19 protein-coding genes and 1 tRNA gene are annotated in these 19,547 nt (G+C 61.0%); 6 read left to right on the top strand and 14 right to left on the bottom strand.

Annotated elements, in window-relative coordinates:
* Positions 1-8 precede the first annotated feature (8 nt).
* The 7 genes from GA0061103_RS30725 to rplU form a co-directional block, all read right to left on the bottom strand.
* Complete coding sequence (locus GA0061103_RS30725; RefSeq protein ID WP_092718874.1) at positions 9-1,292, bottom strand: glutamate-5-semialdehyde dehydrogenase; 1,284 nt, start codon at positions 1,290-1,292, stop codon at positions 9-11.
* Positions 1,285-2,454 carry a glutamate 5-kinase gene (proB, locus tag GA0061103_RS30720; RefSeq protein ID WP_092718526.1) on the bottom strand — a complete coding sequence of 390 codons (1,170 nt, stop codon included), beginning with the start codon at positions 2,452-2,454 and terminating at the stop codon, positions 1,285-1,287. The genes GA0061103_RS30725 and proB overlap by 8 nt, the downstream gene beginning before the upstream one ends.
* The gene (gene obgE, locus GA0061103_RS30715; RefSeq protein ID WP_092718523.1) at positions 2,451-3,557 is read right to left on the bottom strand and encodes a GTPase ObgE; all 1,107 of its coding nucleotides are present in this window, start codon (positions 3,555-3,557) and stop codon (positions 2,451-2,453) included. The genes proB and obgE overlap by 4 nt, the downstream gene beginning before the upstream one ends.
* Before the next feature lie 529 nt (positions 3,558-4,086).
* Complete coding sequence (locus GA0061103_RS30710) at positions 4,087-4,674, bottom strand: GNAT family N-acetyltransferase (protein WP_092718519.1); 588 nt, start codon at positions 4,672-4,674, stop codon at positions 4,087-4,089.
* Positions 4,671-5,306: a GNAT family N-acetyltransferase gene (locus GA0061103_RS30705; RefSeq protein ID WP_092718516.1), complete on the bottom strand. Its 636-nt coding sequence runs from the start codon at positions 5,304-5,306 to the stop codon at positions 4,671-4,673. The genes GA0061103_RS30710 and GA0061103_RS30705 overlap by 4 nt, the downstream gene beginning before the upstream one ends.
* Before the next feature lie 129 nt (positions 5,307-5,435).
* Complete coding sequence (gene rpmA, locus GA0061103_RS30700) at positions 5,436-5,705, bottom strand: 50S ribosomal protein L27 (protein WP_004127267.1); 270 nt, start codon at positions 5,703-5,705, stop codon at positions 5,436-5,438.
* A gap of 32 nt (positions 5,706-5,737) precedes the next feature.
* Entirely contained in the window at positions 5,738-6,055 is a 318-nt protein-coding gene (gene rplU / locus GA0061103_RS30695) for a 50S ribosomal protein L21 (RefSeq protein ID WP_004127263.1), read from the bottom strand.
* Between the two features lie 306 nt (positions 6,056-6,361).
* On the opposite strand from rplU, the gene GA0061103_RS30690 reads away from it, so the two are divergent.
* Positions 6,362-6,451 (top strand) — tRNA-Ser (locus GA0061103_RS30690).
* Positions 6,452-6,515: 64 nt separating this feature from the next.
* On the opposite strand, the gene GA0061103_RS30685 is transcribed toward GA0061103_RS30690, so the two are convergent.
* Both GA0061103_RS30685 and GA0061103_RS30680 read right to left on the bottom strand, forming a co-directional pair.
* Positions 6,516-6,911: a cupin domain-containing protein gene (locus GA0061103_RS30685; protein WP_092718513.1), complete on the bottom strand. Its 396-nt coding sequence runs from the start codon at positions 6,909-6,911 to the stop codon at positions 6,516-6,518.
* 230 nt (positions 6,912-7,141) lie between these two features.
* A complete protein-coding gene (locus tag GA0061103_RS30680) occupies positions 7,142-8,062 on the bottom strand; it encodes an alpha/beta fold hydrolase (RefSeq protein ID WP_092718509.1) in 921 nt (306 codons plus the stop codon).
* A gap of 145 nt (positions 8,063-8,207) precedes the next feature.
* Here GA0061103_RS30680 and GA0061103_RS30675 point away from each other — a divergent pair, with 145 nt between their 5' ends.
* Positions 8,208-8,672, top strand: coding sequence for a winged helix-turn-helix transcriptional regulator (locus GA0061103_RS30675; protein ID WP_092718506.1), 465 nt, complete (start codon positions 8,208-8,210; stop codon positions 8,670-8,672).
* Positions 8,673-8,695: 23 nt separating this feature from the next.
* Here GA0061103_RS30675 and GA0061103_RS30670 read toward each other — a convergent pair whose 3' ends face one another.
* The 3 genes from GA0061103_RS30670 to GA0061103_RS30660 are packed head-to-tail and all read right to left on the bottom strand — an operon-like array spanning position 8,696 to position 12,450.
* On the bottom strand, positions 8,696-10,375 hold the full coding sequence (locus GA0061103_RS30670; protein ID WP_092718503.1) for an ABC transporter permease: 1,680 nt from the start codon (positions 10,373-10,375) through the stop codon (positions 8,696-8,698).
* A 12-nt stretch (positions 10,376-10,387) separates the two neighbouring features.
* Entirely contained in the window at positions 10,388-11,347 is a 960-nt protein-coding gene (locus GA0061103_RS30665) for an ABC transporter substrate-binding protein (RefSeq protein WP_092718500.1), read from the bottom strand.
* A gap of 32 nt (positions 11,348-11,379) precedes the next feature.
* Complete coding sequence (locus tag GA0061103_RS30660) at positions 11,380-12,450, bottom strand: ABC transporter ATP-binding protein (RefSeq protein WP_092718497.1); 1,071 nt, start codon at positions 12,448-12,450, stop codon at positions 11,380-11,382.
* A 509-nt stretch (positions 12,451-12,959) separates the two neighbouring features.
* On the opposite strand from GA0061103_RS30660, the gene GA0061103_RS30655 reads away from it, so the two are divergent.
* Both GA0061103_RS30655 and GA0061103_RS30650 read left to right on the top strand, forming a co-directional pair.
* Positions 12,960-14,330 carry a GGDEF domain-containing protein gene (locus GA0061103_RS30655; RefSeq protein WP_092718494.1) on the top strand — a complete coding sequence of 457 codons (1,371 nt, stop codon included), beginning with the start codon at positions 12,960-12,962 and terminating at the stop codon, positions 14,328-14,330.
* A 137-nt stretch (positions 14,331-14,467) separates the two neighbouring features.
* A complete protein-coding gene (locus GA0061103_RS30650; RefSeq protein WP_092718491.1) occupies positions 14,468-15,130 on the top strand; it encodes a flavin reductase family protein in 663 nt (220 codons plus the stop codon).
* A 30-nt stretch (positions 15,131-15,160) separates the two neighbouring features.
* Here GA0061103_RS30650 and GA0061103_RS30645 read toward each other — a convergent pair whose 3' ends face one another.
* Entirely contained in the window at positions 15,161-15,775 is a 615-nt protein-coding gene (locus GA0061103_RS30645) for a TetR/AcrR family transcriptional regulator C-terminal domain-containing protein (protein WP_092718487.1), read from the bottom strand.
* A gap of 75 nt (positions 15,776-15,850) precedes the next feature.
* Between GA0061103_RS30645 and GA0061103_RS30640 the strand changes: the two genes are divergently transcribed.
* A complete protein-coding gene (locus GA0061103_RS30640) occupies positions 15,851-17,068 on the top strand; it encodes a TCR/Tet family MFS transporter (RefSeq protein ID WP_092718485.1) in 1,218 nt (405 codons plus the stop codon).
* A 97-nt stretch (positions 17,069-17,165) separates the two neighbouring features.
* Here the strand turns inward: GA0061103_RS30640 and GA0061103_RS30635 are convergent, their stop codons facing one another.
* Positions 17,166-18,083, bottom strand: coding sequence for a DUF1003 domain-containing protein (locus GA0061103_RS30635; protein WP_092718481.1), 918 nt, complete (start codon positions 18,081-18,083; stop codon positions 17,166-17,168).
* A gap of 473 nt (positions 18,084-18,556) precedes the next feature.
* Here GA0061103_RS30635 and GA0061103_RS30630 point away from each other — a divergent pair, with 473 nt between their 5' ends.
* Positions 18,557-19,513 carry a phytanoyl-CoA dioxygenase family protein gene (locus GA0061103_RS30630; RefSeq protein ID WP_092718478.1) on the top strand — a complete coding sequence of 319 codons (957 nt, stop codon included), beginning with the start codon at positions 18,557-18,559 and terminating at the stop codon, positions 19,511-19,513.
* Positions 19,514-19,547: the final 34 nt, after the last annotated feature.

Genomic DNA, 19,547 nt, shown 5'->3' with positions numbered 1-19,547 from the left:
TCAGCACGTCAGGGCCGTATCTGTCCGGTGCCGCGCACGCGGTATTTGAAGGAGGTGAGCTGCTCGACGCCAACAGGCCCGCGTGCATGCATCTTGCCGGTGGCGATGCCGATTTCCGCGCCCATGCCGAATTCGCCGCCATCGGCAAATTGCGTCGAGGCATTGTGCAGCAGGATCGCCGAATCGATTTCGGTAAAGAAGCGTTCGACCACTGCGGGATCTTCGGCGATGACTGCCTCGGTATGGTTCGACGAATATTTGCCGATATGGCCGATCGCGCCGGAAATGCCGTCGACCAGTGCGACAGAGATGATGGCGGCCAGATACTCCGTCGTCCAATCCTCTTCCGTTGCCGCCTTCAGGCCAGGAGCAAGCTTCAACACATCGGCGGAGCCACGGATTTCGCAGCCGGCCGCGGCAAGGCCGTCGAGCAGCGGCTTCAGATGGGTGGAGGCGACCTTCTTGTCGACCAGCAGCGTTTCGGCGGCGCCGCAGATGCCCGTGCGGCGCATCTTGGCGTTGACGACGATGGCTTTCGCCATGTCGAGATCGGCCGAGGCGTCGATATAGATGTGGCAGAGGCCTTCGAGATGGGCAAAGACCGGCACGCGCGCCTCGGTCTGCACGCGACCGACCAGGCTCTTGCCGCCGCGCGGTACGATGACGTCGATATTGCCTTCGAGGCCCCGCAGCATGGCGCCGACGGCGGCGCGATCGCTGACAGGCACGAGCTGGATCGCATGTTCCGGCAGGCCGGCTGCTTTCAGCCCCTCGACCAGGCAATCGTGAATGGCTTGCGAGGAGCGGCGCGAATCGCTGCCGCAGCGCAGGATGACGGCGTTGCCGGCCTTCAGGCACAGCGCACCGGCATCGGCCGTCACGTTCGGCCGGCTTTCGAAGATGACGCCGATAACGCCGAGCGGCGTGCGGACGCGCTCGATCTTCAGGCCGTTGGGGCGATCCCAGGCTGCGATGACTTCGCCGACGGGATCGGCGAGGGCAGCAACGGCGCGAATGCCGTCTGCCATCTCGGCGACGCGCTTGTCGTTCAGCGTCAGCCGATCGACGAAGGAGGCGAGCATATCCGTGCCTTCCACGTCTTTCAGGTCTTTGGCGTTTTCGGCGAGGATATGATCCTTGCGAGCGAGAATGGCATCCGCCATGGCGTTCAATGCCTTGTTCTTGCTCTCCGTCGACGCGAAGGCTAGAGGTCGCGACGCAGCCCGGGCCTTGCGGCCGATATCGTTCATCAGCACGTCGATGTCGGGGCTTTGTGCGACAGTATCAAGCATGAGCTTCATCCTTCTTCGATTTCTCGGCCCTCGCCTTGACGGAAGCGGTCATGACGAGGTCGTCGCGATGCACCATGGCGGCGCGGCCGGCATAGCCGAGGATCGCCTCGATCTCAGCCGATTTACGACCGGTGATCTGGCGGGCCTCTTCGGCATCGTAGCCGACAAGGCCGCGAGCGATCTCGCGGCCGGAGGGGCCGATGACAGCGACGGTGTCGCCGCGGCCGAAATGGCCGACGACTTTACGGACACCGGCGGGCAGCAGGCTCTTGCCGGCGCCGAGCGCCGTGACGGCGCCATCGTCGACATGTAGCTCACCGGCCGGCTGCAGCTGGCCGGCAATCCAGGTCTTGCGGGCGGTGACGGGCGTACCTGACGGCGCGAACCAGGAAGAGCGGGCGCCGTTTTCGATTGCGTTCAGCGGCCGGTCGGTCTTGCCCGATGCGATAATCATGGCGCAGCCAGCACCCGTTGCGATCTTGCCGGCATCGATCTTGGTGCGCATGCCGCCGCGCGACAGTTCCGAAGCGGCGCCGCCGGCCATGGCTTCGATCTCAGGCGTGATCTCGCCGATGGTATCGAGGAATTTCGCCTGCGGATCGAGATGAGGCGGGGCGGTATAGAGTCCGTCAATATCCGACAGCAGCACCAGAAGATCGGCGCCGGTCATGGTTGCGACCCGAGCGGCCAGGCGATCATTGTCGCCATAGCGAATTTCACTGGTCGCGACCGTATCGTTCTCGTTGATGATCGGCACCGCGCCGATCTTCAGCAGCTGGTTGATGGTGGCGCGGGCGTTGAGGTAGCGCCGGCGCTCTTCGGTGTCGCCAAGTGTCAGCAGAATCTGGCCGGCGACGATATCGTCATGCGACAGGCTTTCCGACCAGGCGCGGGCCAGCGAAATCTGACCGACGGCCGCTGCCGCCTGGCTCTCCTCCAGCTTCAGCGCGCCGGAGGGCAGATCGAGCACCGAGCGACCGAGCGCGATCGCGCCCGAGGAGACGACCAGAACATCAATGCCCTTGGCCTTCAATGCGGCGATGTCTGCGCACATGCCGTCGAGCCAGGATTTCTTCAAGCCGGTCTTGCGATCGACCAGGAGGGCGGAGCCGATCTTGATGACGATGCGGCGGTAGCGGTCGAGCGGCTTGCGGGCAGTCATCCCTGATGATCCCCGTCTTCACTAAGACGCTCGTCGGCGCCTTCATCGTCGGAAGGCTGCAAATCACGGTGCCGTACCTTGGGGGACTTTGCCGGTTTGTCCGCTTCGCCCGCATTGGCTTCGACGATGACGTCGCGCAGGGCGCGCAGCACTTCGGTCATGCCGCGACCGGTGACGGCGGAAATCTGGAAGGGCGTCTTGCCGCAGGCCCGCGCCAGTTCGCGCGTCTTCTTCTTCAGCGTTTCCTCGTCCACCACGTCGATCTGCGACAGCGCGACGATTTCAGGCTTGTCAGGAATGCTGTTGCCGTAGGCTTCAAGCTCGTGCTTGACGGTCTTGTAGGCCTTGCCGACCTTCTCTTCCTGGGCGGAGACCAGATGCAGCAGCACGCGGGTGCGCTCGACATGGCCGAGGAAGCGGTCGCCGATGCCGACGCCCTCGTGGGCGCCTTCGATCAGGCCGGGAATGTCGGCCAGAATAAACTCCTGGCCGTCGATGGTGGCAACGCCGAGATTGGGATGCAGCGTCGTGAACGGATAGTTGGCGATCTTCGGCCGCGCGCGGCTGACGGCCGCGAGAAAGGTGGACTTGCCGGCATTCGGCAGGCCGACTAGGCCGGCATCGGCGATCAGCTTCAGCCGTAGCCAGATGGTCTTTTCCTCGCCTGGCAGGCCGGGATTGGCCCAATCCGGCGCCTGGTTGACCGAGGATTTGAAATAGGCGTTGCCGAAACCGCCATTGCCGCCGGCGGCGAGACGGAAACGCTGACCTTCCTGCGTGATGTCGCAGATCAGGGTTTCGCCGTCTTCCTCGAAGATCTGTGTGCCGACGGGCACCTTCAGCGTCACATCTTCGCCCTTGGCGCCGGCGCGGTTCTTGCCCATGCCATGCGTGCCGATCGTGGCCTTGAAATGCTGCTGATAGCGAAAATCGATCAGCGTGTTCAAGCCGTTGACGGCCTCGACCCAGACATCGCCGCCACGGCCGCCATCGCCGCCATCGGGGCCGCCGAATTCGATGAACTTCTCGCGCCGGAAGGAAACGCTGCCCGCGCCGCCGTCGCCTGAGCGAATAAAGACTTTTGCTTCATCGAGAAATTTCATCTTACGTCCGTCACTCTGTGTCGGCGCCCGGCTTTCCTGACCGAACAGGATTGCGGAAAGTCGATGCGCTATTTTTCAATTCGCCACGCCTCTTGCATATTTGTGGCGCGTATTTACCCGTCATGTTGCCTTCGATATAGGCCGTGCAGCCGGAGGTCAAAGATTATCGTGAAGTTGATGATCTAGAACATCCTGCGAGGTCTGAATTTCCTTCAACTGACTCACGGGGAGTTGAAGTTGAAGGTTTCGATCGGTCCCTATGAAGGGTGAGATCGATCAATAGGACCGAGGATTATCAAGCCTATCCGCGTTGTCGCTTTGGCCTGCGAGACCCCTCACCCTAGCCCTCTCCCCGTTTGCACGGGGAGAGGGAATTATCATTTTAAATCAGCCGTTTCCGAACCAGGGGTTGGAAAGCGTCGAGCAGCGAATTGCCCCCTCTCCCCGCATTGCGGGGAGAGGGTTGGGGTGAGGGGCCAGGCATTCAGGCGCAACAAGCACAGGCATGCCTGACCAGCCTCACGTCATCTCAGGCCGCCTGCGAGAGCCGCAGCGCGCCCGGCTTCAGCATGGTTTCGATATGCGGAACCATGGTGTTGCGGGCGAAGCTGTAGATCTCCGAGCAACCGGTGATCTCGAAGCCGAGCTTCTGCTGTAGCTTCAAGGATGCCGGATTGTCGGCGAAGGCGCCGGAATGGACGGCGACTTCGGGCATGCGGCGGGCAAAACGTTCGAGCGAAGCCTTGACCGCTTCGGTCATGATGCCTTGCCGCCAGTAGAAGCGGTTCAGCCAATAACCGAGGTGCCAGCGGCCGTGGCGGAGCTCGATACCGACGCTGCCGATATGGGCATCATCCCGCTCGGTGATGGCGAGTTCCCAATCGGCCCCGAGGCCGGAGGTGTGCTCGACCAGCCAGTCGAGCGCATCCTGCCGGTCATAGGGCGCGGGAACGCGGGCCAGCATGCGGGTGACGGCGAAATCCGAAAGCGATTCCGCAATCATATCGGCGTCGCTGAGCCGGTGCGGGCGCAGCGTCAGTCGGCCGGTCTGGATGACCGGCGTCGGCCCAGGCATCAGCAGCCGGGCATCGCGGCGGGTGAGAGCGAGAGCGTTCATCTCATGCCTCCCCAGCTGCGCAACGATATCCAGGTCTTCCGGTCGAGCCTGTACCATTCGACCGGCACAGTGCTGCCAAGCGCCAGCGAAGCGGCGAGACCCGATCCCTGGAACTGGAAGCCGCACTTCTGCACGACCCGCCGCGAAGCGACGTTCATGACCCGGCAACGGGCATCGATCTGTGCAACGCTTTCGCGCGTGCGGAAGACCATGTCGACCAGCGCATGCGCTGCTTCGGTGGTGTAGCCCTGGTTCCAGTAGGGTTCGCCCAGCCAATAGCCGATCTCGACGGTGCGCGGATCGCCCGTAGGCTCAACCCCGCAGCAACCGAGAAAGGCGCCGTTGTCGGCTTTGGTAATCGCATAGACGCACTTGCCAATCTCGCCAAGTTTCGTGCGTCGCACGAAATCGGCGGCATCATTGGCCGTATACGGGTGCGGCATGCGCGACACCATCGTGGCGACATTGGCGTTGTTGGCGAGATGGGCAAGGGCGTCGATGTCTTCTTCGTGGGGCGCGCGCAGAACGAGCCTTTCCGACAGTAAGACGGGGCAATCGGTCCTTAACCTATCCGGCCTCAGCCGTTCTTCGGGAGACCTTGATTGGTCTTCCCTTAACAATTCGCCTTGCATGGTTCAGTCCTCCTTGGTTGAGGGTAAAGAAAAAGGGGAGATGGCGCCCCATCTCCCCTTTTTTCTTGACTGAACCTTGTAGCGTCAGCCGGGTCGATGAGACGCCGGCTGTTTTAGAGCGCTACCGGCTTATTCCGCTGCTTCCGCTTTCGGCATTACAGACACGTACACGCGGCCATTGGCCTTCGTACGGTAGTTCACGTTGCCCGCCGTAAGCGCAAAAATCGTGTGATCCTTGCCGAGGCCAACGTTGGAACCCGGGTGCCACTGCGTGCCGCGCTGACGCACGATAATGTTGCCTGCGATGACGGCTTCGCCGCCGAACTTCTTCACGCCAAGGCGCTTGGATTCGGAATCGCGACCGTTGCGCGAGGAACCGCCAGCTTTTTTGTGTGCCATTGGAGTTCTCCTTTAAACCCTGATCCCGTTACTTACTTGGCAGCCACGATGTCCGTGATACGGACAACAGTGTGGTGCTGGCGATGGCCGCGCGAACGCTTCGAGTTCTGACGACGGCGCTTCTTGAAGGCGATAACCTTCTTGCCGCGGTTGTGCTCGACCACTTCGGCCTTGACGGAAGCGCCCTTGACGAAGGGAGCACCAATCGCAGCGTCGGCGCCTTCGCCGATAACGAGGACTTCGGTGAATTCTACGGTGCCGCCGGCGGTGACTTCGAGCTTCTCGATGGTCAGCACGTCGTTGGCTGCCACACGGTACTGCTTACCGCCGGTCTTGATGACTGCGAACATTTTTTATCCTTTCATGTTCGTTCCGGCTCTCTCGTCTTGAGGACGAGCGGCCGTCTTTTTATCAGTCGAAATTGAGCAGGAATTCCAAAGGCCCGAGGCCTTAAAAAGATCTGCCGGTGAAACCCTGCGCGAAGCAGGGCGGGCAAGGCGCGGACTTATCCACACCTATTGCGCCGCACGGGATATATAAGCGCCCCTGATCTGTCAAGGCAAAAGGATGAAAAGCTTTCATATTCGCCCTTGCCATCGTCTCCGACTGTCGCTATGAGACAGCCCGCGCTGAGACGCGCGCCGACCAGCATAACCGGAGAGGTGGCAGAGTGGTCGAATGCACCGCACTCGAAATGCGGCATACCTGCAAGGGTATCGTGGGTTCAAATCCCACCCTCTCCGCCAGTTTGGTCATTCTTGCCGGCCAACATCAAACAAGCTGATTCCCTGGTAATCAGCTCAAAACCCCTCAACCCTCCGGAAATCGATAGACCACGTCCGCAAACGATCCCGTCGGAAACACGTAGAAGAATTTCAGGTTCGTGGATGATTCGTTGCGGATGCCGTGTTCGGCGTTGCCGGGGATGAAGACAGTGGTGCCTGGTTTGACCGTTGTTTCCTTGCCGTCTATCTGGACGATGCCGGTTCCTTCGAAGATGAAATAGATTTCCGAGGGGTCGTGGCGGTGCGGTTTCAGCTCGCCGCCGGGAGCAAGGTCGGCTATGCCGGCGCTCATGCTGTCGGTGGGGGTGATGTCGCTGCTGAGCAGCGTGTGCCAGGAGATGGAGCCGTGGACGGGGTCGTTCCATCCGTCGCGCGGGCGTTCTTCGGCTGTGGTGATAACGGCTTGCGATCGTTCTGTCATTTCGCCTCGAAACCTTGGATCAGCAATGTCCGGACGGTGTCACAATCGCGGAGAATGTCAATCCGATGGATCTTGGCGGATGGGTCTCGCATCGATGTGTGCCGACCGTCGCCTGTTGCGTTCCGTGGTCACCCGAGGCGGGATGGGAAGAGGTGATTGCACACGGGACAGGAGCGGGAGTGTTTGCCCGCCCCTCCGTTTTGCTTCGCGATTGGTTTGAACCAAGATTTTCAGCTCCGTCGCAGGAAGTCCGCGATCAGGCCTGAGACCGTCTCCGGCGCATCCTCGAAGCAGTAATGACCGACGCCGGCGAGGCGCTCTATACGCGCCGAAGGGAAGATGGCGGAGAAGAGCGGCAGGAAATGTTCGGCGTGCAGCGTCCGGTCCGCCTCGCCCCATATGGCGAGCGCCGGCTTGCTGCGGATGATGCGATCGGCTTCGGGGTCGGGCGTTTCGAATTGGTGGTTGCCGGTTGGAAAGCCGTTGGCCCAGCCGAGGGCACCGCGACAGTCGGCTTCTGTCGCGAAGGGCACGCTATAGGCCTCGATCCAGGCATCGGTGATGACGGCGTTGTTTTCGAAGCCGTTGAGCTTGAGGGTGCTGAGGATGTTGAAACCGAGATTGTTCAGCACCGGCTCGAGCGTACCGTCCGCCGCGGCCTTGCCGATCCATTGAAACCAGGGCGAGACGGCCGCGTTTGCCGTTAGCCGATCGAAAAGATCTGGCTGGCCGAAGGGTGTCGGGCCGTTTGCCGCGACGATGCGGCGGATAAGGTCGGGGCGACGGGCGGCAAAGCCCATACCGACGGGGCCGCCGAAATCATGCATGACGAGGGTGATGTCGGTAAGGCCAAGGGCTGCGACGAAGGCTTCCAGATTGGCGACATGGTCCTGCAGCCAATAGCTACGGTCTGCCGGCGTTTCGCTCTTGCCGAAGCCCATGTGGTCGGGGACGATGACGCGGTAGGTGCGGCTCAGCGCCGGGATGAGATGGCGAAAGAGATAGCCCCAAGTCGGCTCGCCATGCAGGCAGAGGATGACCTCGCCGTCGCGCGGCCCTTCGTCGACGTAGTGCATGCGGAAACCCGCTGCCTCGGTGAAATGTGGTGCGAAGGGGAATGTGCCGGCGAAGGTCGCATCGGAAGGAATCACGATTGTTCTCCTAATGTGGTTTTAGTTTGAAACCATTATTTCAGTATCTCTTGTGGTTTTAGTTTGCAACCGCTATGTTGAACCTATGCGCGCTTGCTTCCCGAAGCGGCGCGGACGGAGAGACGGAAGCAAGCGAGGCGGTCGGATGGCCAAGAGAGTGAGCCACAAGGATTCGATGTGCGGGGTGGCGCGGCCGCTGGATGCGATCGGCGACTGGTGGTCGCTGCTGATCATCCGCGATGCCTTCGATGGGCTGCGCCGGTTCGGCGAGTTTCAAAAGAGCCTGGGGCTTGCCAAGAACATCCTCTCGGCCCGGCTGCGCAATCTGGTGGCGCACGGCATCATGGATACCGTGCCCGCCTCCGATGGCAGCCCCTATCAGGAATATGTGCTGACGCAGAAGGGGCAGGGCCTGTTTCCGCTGCTGGTGGCGCTTCGCCAATGGGGCGAGGATTTCTTCTTCGCGCCCGATGAGCCGCATGTGACTTTGGTCGACAGAGCGACAAGCCTGCCGGTGCGGCGGCTGGAGCTGCGGGCACAGGACGGGCGGATGCTGATGGCTGAGGATACGGTGATTGTGGTGCCGCCGTCCGAGGATGGGCGCGAATAAACTGGCCGGCGTCTCGGCAGAGTTTATTCGGCGACTAGGCCGCTTCGACGCAGCAGCGACAGAAAGAGAAGCGGGATCAGCGTCGTCAGGATGATGGTCACGAAGGCCATGGCCATGCCGAGGCCGATCGAGCCCTGCTCGAACTGCCGCCAGATGAAGGTGGCGATGGTCTGCATGCCGACGGGTGCCAAGACGATCGAGGCGACGAGTTCGCGCGAGGCCAGCGCGAAGACGAGCAGCATGGCAGAGGCGAGGCTTGGCAGCACCAGCGGCAGCAGGATGCGGCGGAAGACAGTCAGCGTGCCGGCGCCGGAGACGCGGGCGGCGGCTTCGAGATTATCACCGATCTGCTGGAAAGCAGCCGAAGAATAGCGCGCCGTCTGCGGCAGCAGGATGCAGCAATAGGCCAGCAGCAGGATAATGCCGGTATTGTAGGGTGTGAAGGGCAGGCCGGGCATGTTCCAGACAAGGATCAGGCCGATGGCGACGACAATGCCGGGGAGCGCATTCGGCAGCACGGTCATGATGTCGATCAGCATGCGGCCGCGCATCCTTGTCTTCACGACGGTATAGGCCGTTGTAACGCCGATGAGGCCGGTGATGAGGGCGGTGCCGACGCCGAGCGCGAGACTGTTGCCAAGGGCGGCAAGCGCGCCGGCGCTGTTGCCGAAGACGGAAGCGAAATTGTCGAAGCCAAGATTGTCGATGATGAGGCCGCGCGAGATCGTCTTCGAGAGCGCGGTTGCGAGGATCGACAGCATGGGCACGCCGGTCGCCAGGAACGAGACGATGCCAAAGGCCAGCAGGACCGGTGCCGTCAGGCTTCCGAGCGGCCGCTTATCCTTGTTTTGTGGCTTGCCGTTCACCGTCTGGTAGGAGCGGCGCGACAGAATCCGGCGCTGGATCAGGAAGGCGATCAGCGAGATGATGACGAGGGTGAGCGACAGCACGGCGGCGCCCGGAAGGTCGATCGGCCAGTCGCCGATGCGCGTGTCGATGCCGGTGACGAGAACCTGAAAGCCGGCGCGGCGGCCGAGCGCTGCCGGCGTGCCGTATTCCTCGATCGCGGCGGCGAAGACCAGCAGCAGACTGGCGGCAAGGCCGGGCGCGGAGAGCGGCAGCGTGATGCGCCAGAAGGCGCGCGCCGGCGAAGCGCCGAAGACGCGGCCGACATCGGCATAGCGGGCGCCGACTGCCTCGACCGTGCGCGAGACGGCGAAATAGACGACCGGGAAGGTGTTGAAGGTCATGACGATGGTCATGCCCGCCAGCGAGAAGAGGATCGGCGCGAGATTGAAGCCGGCGATCTGCTGGAGATAGCCGCGCGGCTGCAGCGTCATGATCCAGCCGAGCGTGGCGATATAGGGCGGGATCATGAAGGGCGTCAGCAGCAATACGTCCCATAGCGGCGCGAAGGGAATGCGGTAGAGCGCCCGCAGCACACCGAGCGGAACGGCAATGAGCGCCGAAGCGAGAACGACGGCGCAGCCGAGAATGATCGTGTTCGCCGTCATGCCGAGCAGCGCTTCATCGGCCAGCGTCTTGCCGATAGCGGAGAAGGGTGCTGCAAAGGAGCCTTGCCCCAGCGAGGGAAAGACCGCCTGCAGCACGACGGCGACGAAGGGAAGGGCGACGATGATGGCAAGCCCCAGGGCTGCAAGCCAGGCTGCCGGCACCGGAGCGCCCGTTTCCTTCGCACTCATTCTCATCAAGCCTTACTTGCTGCCGAACAGATCGCTGATCTGTTTCAGGGTTTCCTTGCGCTTGCCGTAGACGGCGTTGACATCGTAATCGAGCAGCTTCAGATCACTGACGAGCGGACGCGAAGCCGGGATGTCGGCGCGGGCGGGCATCAGGTAGGTGCCGGCGACCGTTTTCTGGCCTTCATCCGACAGCATGTAGTCGACGAACTTTTTCGCTTCGTCCTGATGCTTCGACCAGTTGAGGATCATGACCGGGCGCGGCGCAATGACGGTGCCGGACTGCGGGAAGATGACGTCGATGCTCTCGCCCTTGGCCTTGGCGGCGAAGGTGATGTAGTCGACCGCGCCGAAGACGGCGGCCTTGGCGCCCTGCAGCACCGGGTTCAGCGCTTCGGCATTGGCACCGGCGATGATCGCGCCGTTGTCCTTGAGGTCCTTGAAGAGCTTGTCGCTATCCTTGGCGCTGAGGGCGGCGGTCAGCTCGAAGGAGGAACCGGACTGGGCGGGATCGGGAATATTGACGAGATCCTTGAATTCGGGCTTGGCGAGGTCGGCCCATTCCTTCGGCTCGGTGGTGCCGCTTTTGGTGTTCCAGGCGATGCCGAGGGCCGAAACGCCTTGAGCAACGGCCGTATCGGTCTTCAGGAAGGCCGGGACCTTTTCCGCATTCGGGCTGGTATAGGAGACGAGCCAGCCGCGTTTGGCGAAATCGGTCGCCGTATCCCAGGAAGCCGAGATCAGCACGTCGACGACCGGATTGGCGGCTTCGGTCTCGATGCGCGCCATGACCTTGCCGGTTGTTGCCTGGAAGACATTGACCTTGATGCCGGTCTGGGCGGTAAAGCCGGCGGAAAGCTTGTCAATGAGGTTCTGCGGACCGGCGGTGTAAACCGTGATATCGGCATGGGCGACGCCGCTCAGAAGAGCAGTCGAAAGGGTGAAAATGGCAATTGATTTCAGCGATTTAAACATGATTTCCTCTCTATGACTATCGAATGTTCCTGCTAGAACCACAGGATGCTGTCGGTATCGATGACCAGGCCGATTTGCTCGCCTGGCCGGATCTTGATCGGGCTCAGAACCTGCAGCTCGATGCCGGTCGTGCCGTGCGGCGAGGCGGTGACGAGATGGCCGTCTCCGCGGAAATGCGAGCGCAGCGCCGTTGCCGGCAGGCTTGGCCAGGCGGCTTCGCCCAGTGACACGGCGCGCGTCGGGATGAGGATTCTGGCTTTGTCCTGGCCGGGACGTGCGGTGTCCGACAGCACATGCGGGCTTCCTGCCAGCCGCCAGCCGTTGTCGCGCCATTCGAGATCGGCCGTGCTGCCAAGCCGCAGGAATTCGGCGACCTCGGGTGATGCCGGGCTCTTGATCAGCATATCCGGCGAGGCGAGCTGGGCAATTTCGCCGGATCGCATGATGGCGACCTCGTCGGCAAGCGTCAGGGCTTCGCTGTGATCGTGGGTGACGTAGATCGCCGTCAGGCCAAGCGTGGTGATGAGCTCTGCAAGCTCTCCGACCATGTTTTCGCGCAGTTCGCGATCAAGGTTTGAGAGCGGTTCGTCGAACAGGATGAGCTGCGGCTCGGCGACGATGGCGCGGGCGATGGCGACACGTTGCTGCTGGCCGCCGGACAAATCGCTCGGGCGCCGCTGTGCAAGGGCCGCCAATCCCACGCGTTCCAGCGCCCGCATGGTGCGCTTTTCACGCTCCGCCTTCGAGATGCCACGCATTTCGAGTGGGAAAGAGACATTGCCGCCGACCGTCAGGTGCGGCCAAAGCGCATAATCCTGAAACACCATGCCGAGATTGCGCTTTTCCGGCGGCACGAAAATCTTCGTCGTCGCATCGGCTACCACCTGGCCGGAAATGCTGATCCTGCCCTTTGTCGGCGCGAGCAGGCCGGCAACGAGGCGCAGAAGGGTCGTCTTGCCGCAGCCCGATGGGCCGAGCAGCGCCAGCGTCTGTCCCCTGGCGAGCGAAAGATCGATGCCGCTGAGAACGATCGACTTGTCGTAATGAAGTTCCAATCCCGTTGCCGAAACGGCAGCCTGGATGCGGCTTGCGTCACTTGTCATCTAAAAAATCGGCGTTTTGAAAAGCTACAAGCCTGAGTAGAGCCGCCGCATGACAATGGTGTGACGAATTTACTGCAAGGCCCGATATCGAGATACGATGCAGCAATGTTGGTACAAATTCAGACAATAATCTCCACGTTACCGATAATGATGATCAAGTCAATTGCAGACGGAAATTCACTAATAGTAAGATTTTGATCGATTAGATTGGCATTCCTGCCATTCGTTTTTAGTATGACAATAGGGGTTTACTCTTCGTATCGATGGTTTATTGAACCAGACGACTCATCTATTTGATTCTATTTCGTTTCGCCCGCAATCGAACTATCAAGACGGTAAAATCGACAGCAGATTATTCTGCTCGATGATTCCGAAGCTCCTTTGCGGTTTGGAGGCCTGGGTGGAATTCATGCGATGGGTGTGCCTCCGAAGTCCGATCTCAAGGGGCAGAGCATCGATCGAATGGCGCAATATCAGGGAACCGATTCTTGAACCAAGAAAGTGCCGTAATGCCTGAACGTATCGCGCGAGAGTGGAATAGCCTCGTCCAACAGACGTCGACCGAAACGCATCATATTGTCTGTGCGATCGTCCGCGACAATGAGGATGAGCTGAGACAGCGCTACAGAGCCTATCTGGAAGATGATTCCGACCTGGCGAGTCTCGTCGGAGAGGATACAAACCTCACCGCTTTTACCGCCCGGTTCCTGGAATGGATCAAGAAGCTGGTCGACCCGAATGCCACGTCCGGCGAGATATTTTTCTCCGACCAGGACAGCCTCGGCGAGACCATGGCGCGCATCGGCTTTCCGCCGCATGCCGTGTCCCGGTCGATCCGCAAGATCAAGCTCTGGTTTCTCAGGCATCTCGCCGAAGCCGAAGTCTCCCGGCAACAGCTCATCGATGCCATGGCTTTCGTCATCGGATTGTTCGACATTGCGCTGGAGGTCCGCGAAGCCAGCTATCAGAAGGGCGTTACGTCGAACGCGCGGGTGAATGAGGCCTATCGTCTGCATCTGCTGGGACAGAACCTGGCGATGGAGCGGGAACGGCAGAGGGCCGCGCTTATGGAATGGGGGCACGGTGTTCTCGCCGCCTTCTATCAGAGTGCGGCTTCCAGCGAGCTTCCGCGGCTCTCGAAGAGCGAGTTCGGCCTGTGGCTGAACCACAAGGCGCATATCCTATTCGAGCGCCAGCCGAAGCTCGAGCTCATCAAGCAGCTGGTCGGCCGTATCGATGGCGAGCTCGTTCCGGCGCTGGAGCGCGTCAGCTTCGGCGATCGCACGCAAATCAGCGATGCGGCGGGAAGGATCGAGGAGGAGCTATCGGCGATCAAGTTCCTGCTGAACAGCATTTTCGAAGCGCATATCGAAGTCGAAAGCGGTCGGGATCCCCTGACGCAATTGCTCACCCGTCGCTTCATGCCCTCCGTGCTGATGCGCGAGATACAGCTGCAGAAGGCGTCTGTTGCATCAGGCTTCTGCGTGTTGCTGCTGGATATCGATCACTTCAAGCGCATCAACGATACGCATGGACACAAGGTCGGCGATCTCGCGCTCAGGTCGGTCGCCGCCGCCATCACCGAAAGCGTTCGCCAGACCGATTTCGTCTTCCGCTATGGCGGCGAGGAGATGCTGATCGTACTTGTCGAATGCGACGAGACGATGGGCCTGCAGGTGGCGGAAAAGGTCCGCTCGGAGATCGCGACACTCTCGATCCCGCTCGCCGATGGCGAAAGGCTTGCCATCACCGCCAGCATCGGCGTCGCCGCCTTTGGCGGGGAGCTCGACTACGAAGGCATCCTGGCGCGCGCCGACAAGGCCGTCTACCAGGCCAAGGAAGACGGGCGCAACCGGGTGATGTTGGCGCCAGCAGCCTGACAAGGGCCAAAGCCTGCCGCGATATAGGAGCCATAACCGGCATCGATCACAGCGGGCATTTCGCAACACTTCGTTCATGGCCGAATTATCTCTGGCCTTCTGCCCTCTACACTGCAGCTCCCAAAGGAGAGTTGGCAATGTTGACGAAGGAAGCTGAATTCGGCGCCATTGAGGGCAGCCACGAGCATATCGAGATCAGGCCCAGCGTACTTTACATCGGCACTCCCGTGGTGCTGATTACGAGTCTCAACCCCGATGGCACGACGAATATCTCACCGATGTCATCGGTTTGGGCTTTATACGATCGAGTCGTTCTGGGTCTGACGTCGACAAGCAAGGGCCGGGAAAATCTCATGCGCGAGCGTCAGCTGGTGTTGAATTTTCCGTCGCCGGAGCTGTGGCCGAAGATCGAAGCGATCGCCCCGACGACGGGACGCAATCCCGTTCCCCCGCACAAGGAAAAGATCGGCTACCGTTTCGAGGCCGATAAATTCGATGTGGCCGGCTTCACGCCGCAGGCGGCCGACCTCGTGCGGCCGCTGCGCATTGCCGAATGCCCGATCCAGTTCGAGGCGGAGGCGGTAGCGGCGCATCCTCCCGGCGCGGAATGGCCCTCCGAGCGCGCCGAGGCGTTCTCCATCATCGAGGCGAAGGTCCTTCGCGTTCACGCGCACAAGGATATCGTCGTCGCCGGCACCAATCATATCGATACCAGCAGGTGGAGCCCGCTGCTTTATGTGTTTCGACATTATTTCGGCACCGGGCCGGATCTCGGCCGCACCTTCAAGGCGGAGAAATGATGCATTCTCCGGCGGAGGGTGTCTGTGCGGTCATAGAGTTAATTTGCCAGCTTCGGCCCCGCCTACCAGCAGCTCCAGACCGGCTTCGAACAGGGCCTCATGGCCGTTGGCGCGGTAGAGCGCCAAGGCTTTGCCCAGGTTCGGATGGCTTTCGGCGGCGGCGTCAAGCGCTGCCCGATCCTGGGAATCGGCCGCATCCGCCTGCTCTTCCAGCACGCATCCTACCACATAGCGGCTGATTGCAATCTGCAGCTCCAGCGCCTTTCCCGGATCGAAGCCGGCGACGAGCAGGCACTCGAGCTGGGCTTCGATCGCGTCGAGATGCGAAGGGTCGACCTCGGTGCCGGCATGAACGCGGGCGCCATCGCGCCACGCCAGCAGAGCGGAGCGGAAGCTGCGGGCGTTGGCGCGCAGGAATTCCTGCCACGACTCCCCGGCCAAAGGTAGGTTGCGGGTGTGGTTTCGCCTCAGCATCTCGGCATTCATCGCCGCCAGCAGGGCCTGCTTGCCCTTGAAGTGCCAGTAAAGTGCCGGCTGCTGCACGCCGAGGCGCTGGGCGATCAGCCGGGTCGACAGGCCGTCGATGCCGACTTCGTTCAAGATGGTCAGCGCCGCATCGACGATCTGGTTCCTGTCGATTTTCATGGTCTCTCCGATTGACAGGGTTTCACACATAATTTATCGGCGATAAAGTTCCTTATCAACGATAAGTTTTGCACTATGAACAAGATGCTTCTGACGATCTTGGCCGTCGTCGTTCTCGATGCTGCGGGCACCGGCCTGGTGATGCCGATCCTGCCGGAGCTTTTGCGGAGCGTGGCGCATTCGCCCGAACTCGGCTGGCGCTATGGCGCCTTTCTGTCGCTCTATGCGGCGCTGCAGTTCCTGGCCTCTCCCATTCTGGGGATGCTGAGCGATCGTTACGGCCGCCGGCCGGTGCTTCTCGCCTCGCTGGCGGGTGGTATGATCGACTATGCCTTCATGGCGTGGGCACCGGGCTTCTGGGGGCTGTTCCTCGGCCGTGCCATCGCCGGCCTGACGGCGGCCAATGCCGCGGTTGCGACCGCGTGCCTTGCCGACGTCACGCCGGAGGAGCGCCGCACACGCGCCTTCGGGCTTCTCAGCGCCTGTTTCGGTATCGGTTTCATTCTCGGACCGGTCATTGGAGGGGTGTTGGGCACGATCTCGCTACGCGCGCCGTTCGTCGCGGCCGCGTTTCTGGTGATGGTGAATTTCATTGTCGCGCTTGTCGTGCTGCCTGAGACGCGGATGGCAAGGCCCGAGCGGATCGATCCGGCCGCCTTTCATCCGCTGGCGCCGCTGCGCTGGATCGGCGCGTTTCCGGCGCTGGTGCCGCTACTCTTCATGTCCATCCTCCTTGCTATCGTCGGCGAGGTCGGCGGTACCGTCTGGGTGCTCTATGGTCAGGACGAGTTCGGCTGGGATACGGCAACCGTCGGCCTGTCGCTCGCCGGCTTCGGCCTGTTCCATGCGCTGGCCCAGGCTTTCGTCGCCGGCCCCTTGAGCGAGCGCTGGGGCGAACGCTGCGCGCTCATGGTCGCGATCGTCTGCGACGGTGCGGCCTATGTTGCCATCGCCTTCGTCACGCAGGGATTTCTCGTCTTTTTTCTGTTTCCGCTCTTCTGCCTCGGCGGGATCGGCCAGCCGGCGTTGCTGTCCTTGATGACCCAACGCGTCGGTGCGGACGAGCAGGGACGTCTGCAGGGTGTTTTGACCAGCCTGACGAGCCTTGCCTCCATGATCGCGCCATTGGCAATCAGCGAGATCTATTTCGCATCAAGACATGTCTTTCCCGGGCTGGTCTGGGTACTCGGCGCTTCGCTCTATCTCCTGTGCATGCCAATTCTCTTCGCAAACCGGCCACGGGCAGATGAGCCGCTGGAAGGAGCGGCTCATCGACAAGGCAAGCAGCCCTGAAAGGCATATGGCGGAACAATGCAAAGGGCGCGGGCGGTTAGCCCGCTATGTGGCAGCACCATGGTCTAAGATGAATGGCGCAGCCGTTCGGGTGCGATCAGTTGACGGATTCATCCGGATCGGGGTCCTTGACCTTGCCGAAGAGGCTCTTCAGCGCACTGGTCTTGGCCTTCGTAGCCTTGTTGGCCTTGATCGCGCGTGTCGCCGCCTTGGCCTGTTCCAGCATCATCTCGATCTGGATCTGCTGGATTTCGGTCAAACGCTCCCACTGGCGATTGAGGAGATGATCGACCTTTTCATGCAGGTGGCGGATTTCCAGTTCGGCCTTCAGGTTGACCTTGTAATCGTTGAGGGCACGCAGGCGATCCTTCTCTTCCTGGCGGCGCTGGCTCATCATGATGACGGGCGCCTGCAGCGCGGCGATCGTCGACAGGACGAGATTGAGGAGGATGAACGGGTAGGCATCGAAGGCCTCCTTCTCGCCCATGACGATGTTGACGGCCATCCAGACGCCGAGAAACAGACAGAAGGAAATGATGAAGGTCCAGCTGCCGCCGAAGGACGCGACACCGTCAGCCATACGGTCGCCGATGGAGCGGTGGTCCTCGTAATCTTCTTCGATGTTCTCGGCCAGCGTATCATGCGTCTTCAGGCTTTCGACGACCTCGTCCTCGAGGTTGGAAAGCTCGCCGCGCTCCACCGTCAGCAGCTCGGCAATATATTGGGCGCGATAATCGTCCATGACCTTGCGGCTGATATAATCGTCGGCGCGAAGCTCGGGATGCTTCAGCCGCATGAAATCCGCCAGCGAGGGGCGGAGGTCGTCGACATGGACGGCATCTTTTTTCTTCAGCACCTGACCGGTGATGGCATCGATCAGCTTGACGGACTTGGCCTTCGCCTGCGCGAGGCTTTTGGTATAATCGTCCATCTCCACAACGGTTGGGCTCTCGCCCTCGCCCGCGTCGAAATCGACGATGCCTTCCGCTGGCTCAAAGGTCTTCGTTTCTGTCATCTAAAGGGGCCTTCTCTGACGTTTTCTCGCTCATTTAGCCAATAATGCGAACAGGAATATGACTGTTAGAAGACAGTGAAAATTGCGGCCGATATAGACCGCAGCCGCCTATCCGCAACTTCCTCTGCTATTTGCTCCTATCAAATTTTTAGCGCCATTATCCTAAGCAACGGCAAACGCGATGCGCCGTTCCTGCAATCCCTTGCGTCTGTTTCGCCCGCGACTCCGGAAAAGCAACCGTTCCGGGCGAATTCGTCAACGTTTTCGAAAGCGCTGCGTGTTTCTGCAGGAATTTCTACCGATTCAATCAGGTTTTGATTTTTCACCCCCTTGACCAAGGCCGGCCGACTTCTATTTGCCGCGGTGCAACAGACATTCGCGAGAGCGAATAAATATTAAGGTTTCAATGAATTATCGTCAGCAGGTTGGGGGCCTGTTGTCATGGATCTTTCAAATGCGTGGAAAGGATCGCTATGCACAATCCCCCGGCAGAAGACTTGGAGTCTATCGCCCGACAGGGCGGCCGATTCAAGCGAATGGCTGTCAGGATACCCACCTACCTGACCGATCTTAAGGAAAACCCGGCCTGGCTGCCGATGTTCCTGCTGGCCCGAACCTTGCCGTTTCGGCGGATGCATTGGTTTGCCACCAAGCAGCCTGTCAGGCTTCCTGTTTCCGGCCCCTCTATGTTCGTCGGTGTCGAGCGCGGCGCCGTCGTCAAGGCCTTGCGGACGGATGGCATCTATCCCAGCCTGATGTTGCCGGATCATATTCATCAGGAAATTGCTGAATTTGCGCTGGCCACCGGCTGCTACGGCAATTTCAACCGGCAGCTCGAATTCGTCGCGGGCGAACACAGGGAAGCCGAAGGCCGCTTCGGCCGGCCGATTCTGAGCGGGCACTTCTTCGAGCGCTCGCTCGATTGCGAAGCCGTCATGGCGGTCCAGCGCGATCCGCTGTTGATCGACGTCGCCCGGCAATATCTCGGCGGTCAGGCCAAGGTGATCACCACCCGCATCTGGTGGAGCTTCCCGACCCAGGCTTCCGAAGCCGATCGGAGCCTCGCTTCGCTCGACAAATACCACTTCGATCTCGATGATTGGCGGATGCTGAAATTCTTCTTCAATCTTGTCGATGTGGATGAGGGCACTGGTCCACATGTCTTCGTCAAGGGAAGCCACAAGCGCCGCCAGGTCCGTCATCAGCTGACCTTGCTTGTCGGGCATCCGGCAAACGAGGTGCTCGATTATTACGGCCAGGCGAATGCGCTGACGCTGACCGGCAAGGCCGGCTCCGGCTTCGTCGAAGACCCGTTCGGCTTCCATATGGGCACCGTGCCGACGCAGAAGCCGCGGCTGATGATGGAGGTCGGTTTCGGGGTCTCGAAGCCTTCGCGACGCCGCTTCCACGGCGAACCCGTCCTGCGCTGAAGCATGTCGCGCAAAAGTGCGCAGCGGTTTTGCG

The organism is Martinezella multihospitum (genome assembly GCF_900094585.1).
Taxonomy (GTDB): Bacteria; Pseudomonadota; Alphaproteobacteria; order Rhizobiales; family Rhizobiaceae; genus Rhizobium; species Rhizobium multihospitium.
Note: the sequence above shows the minus strand (reverse complement) of the source record. Positions and strands in the feature narration are given on the sequence as shown.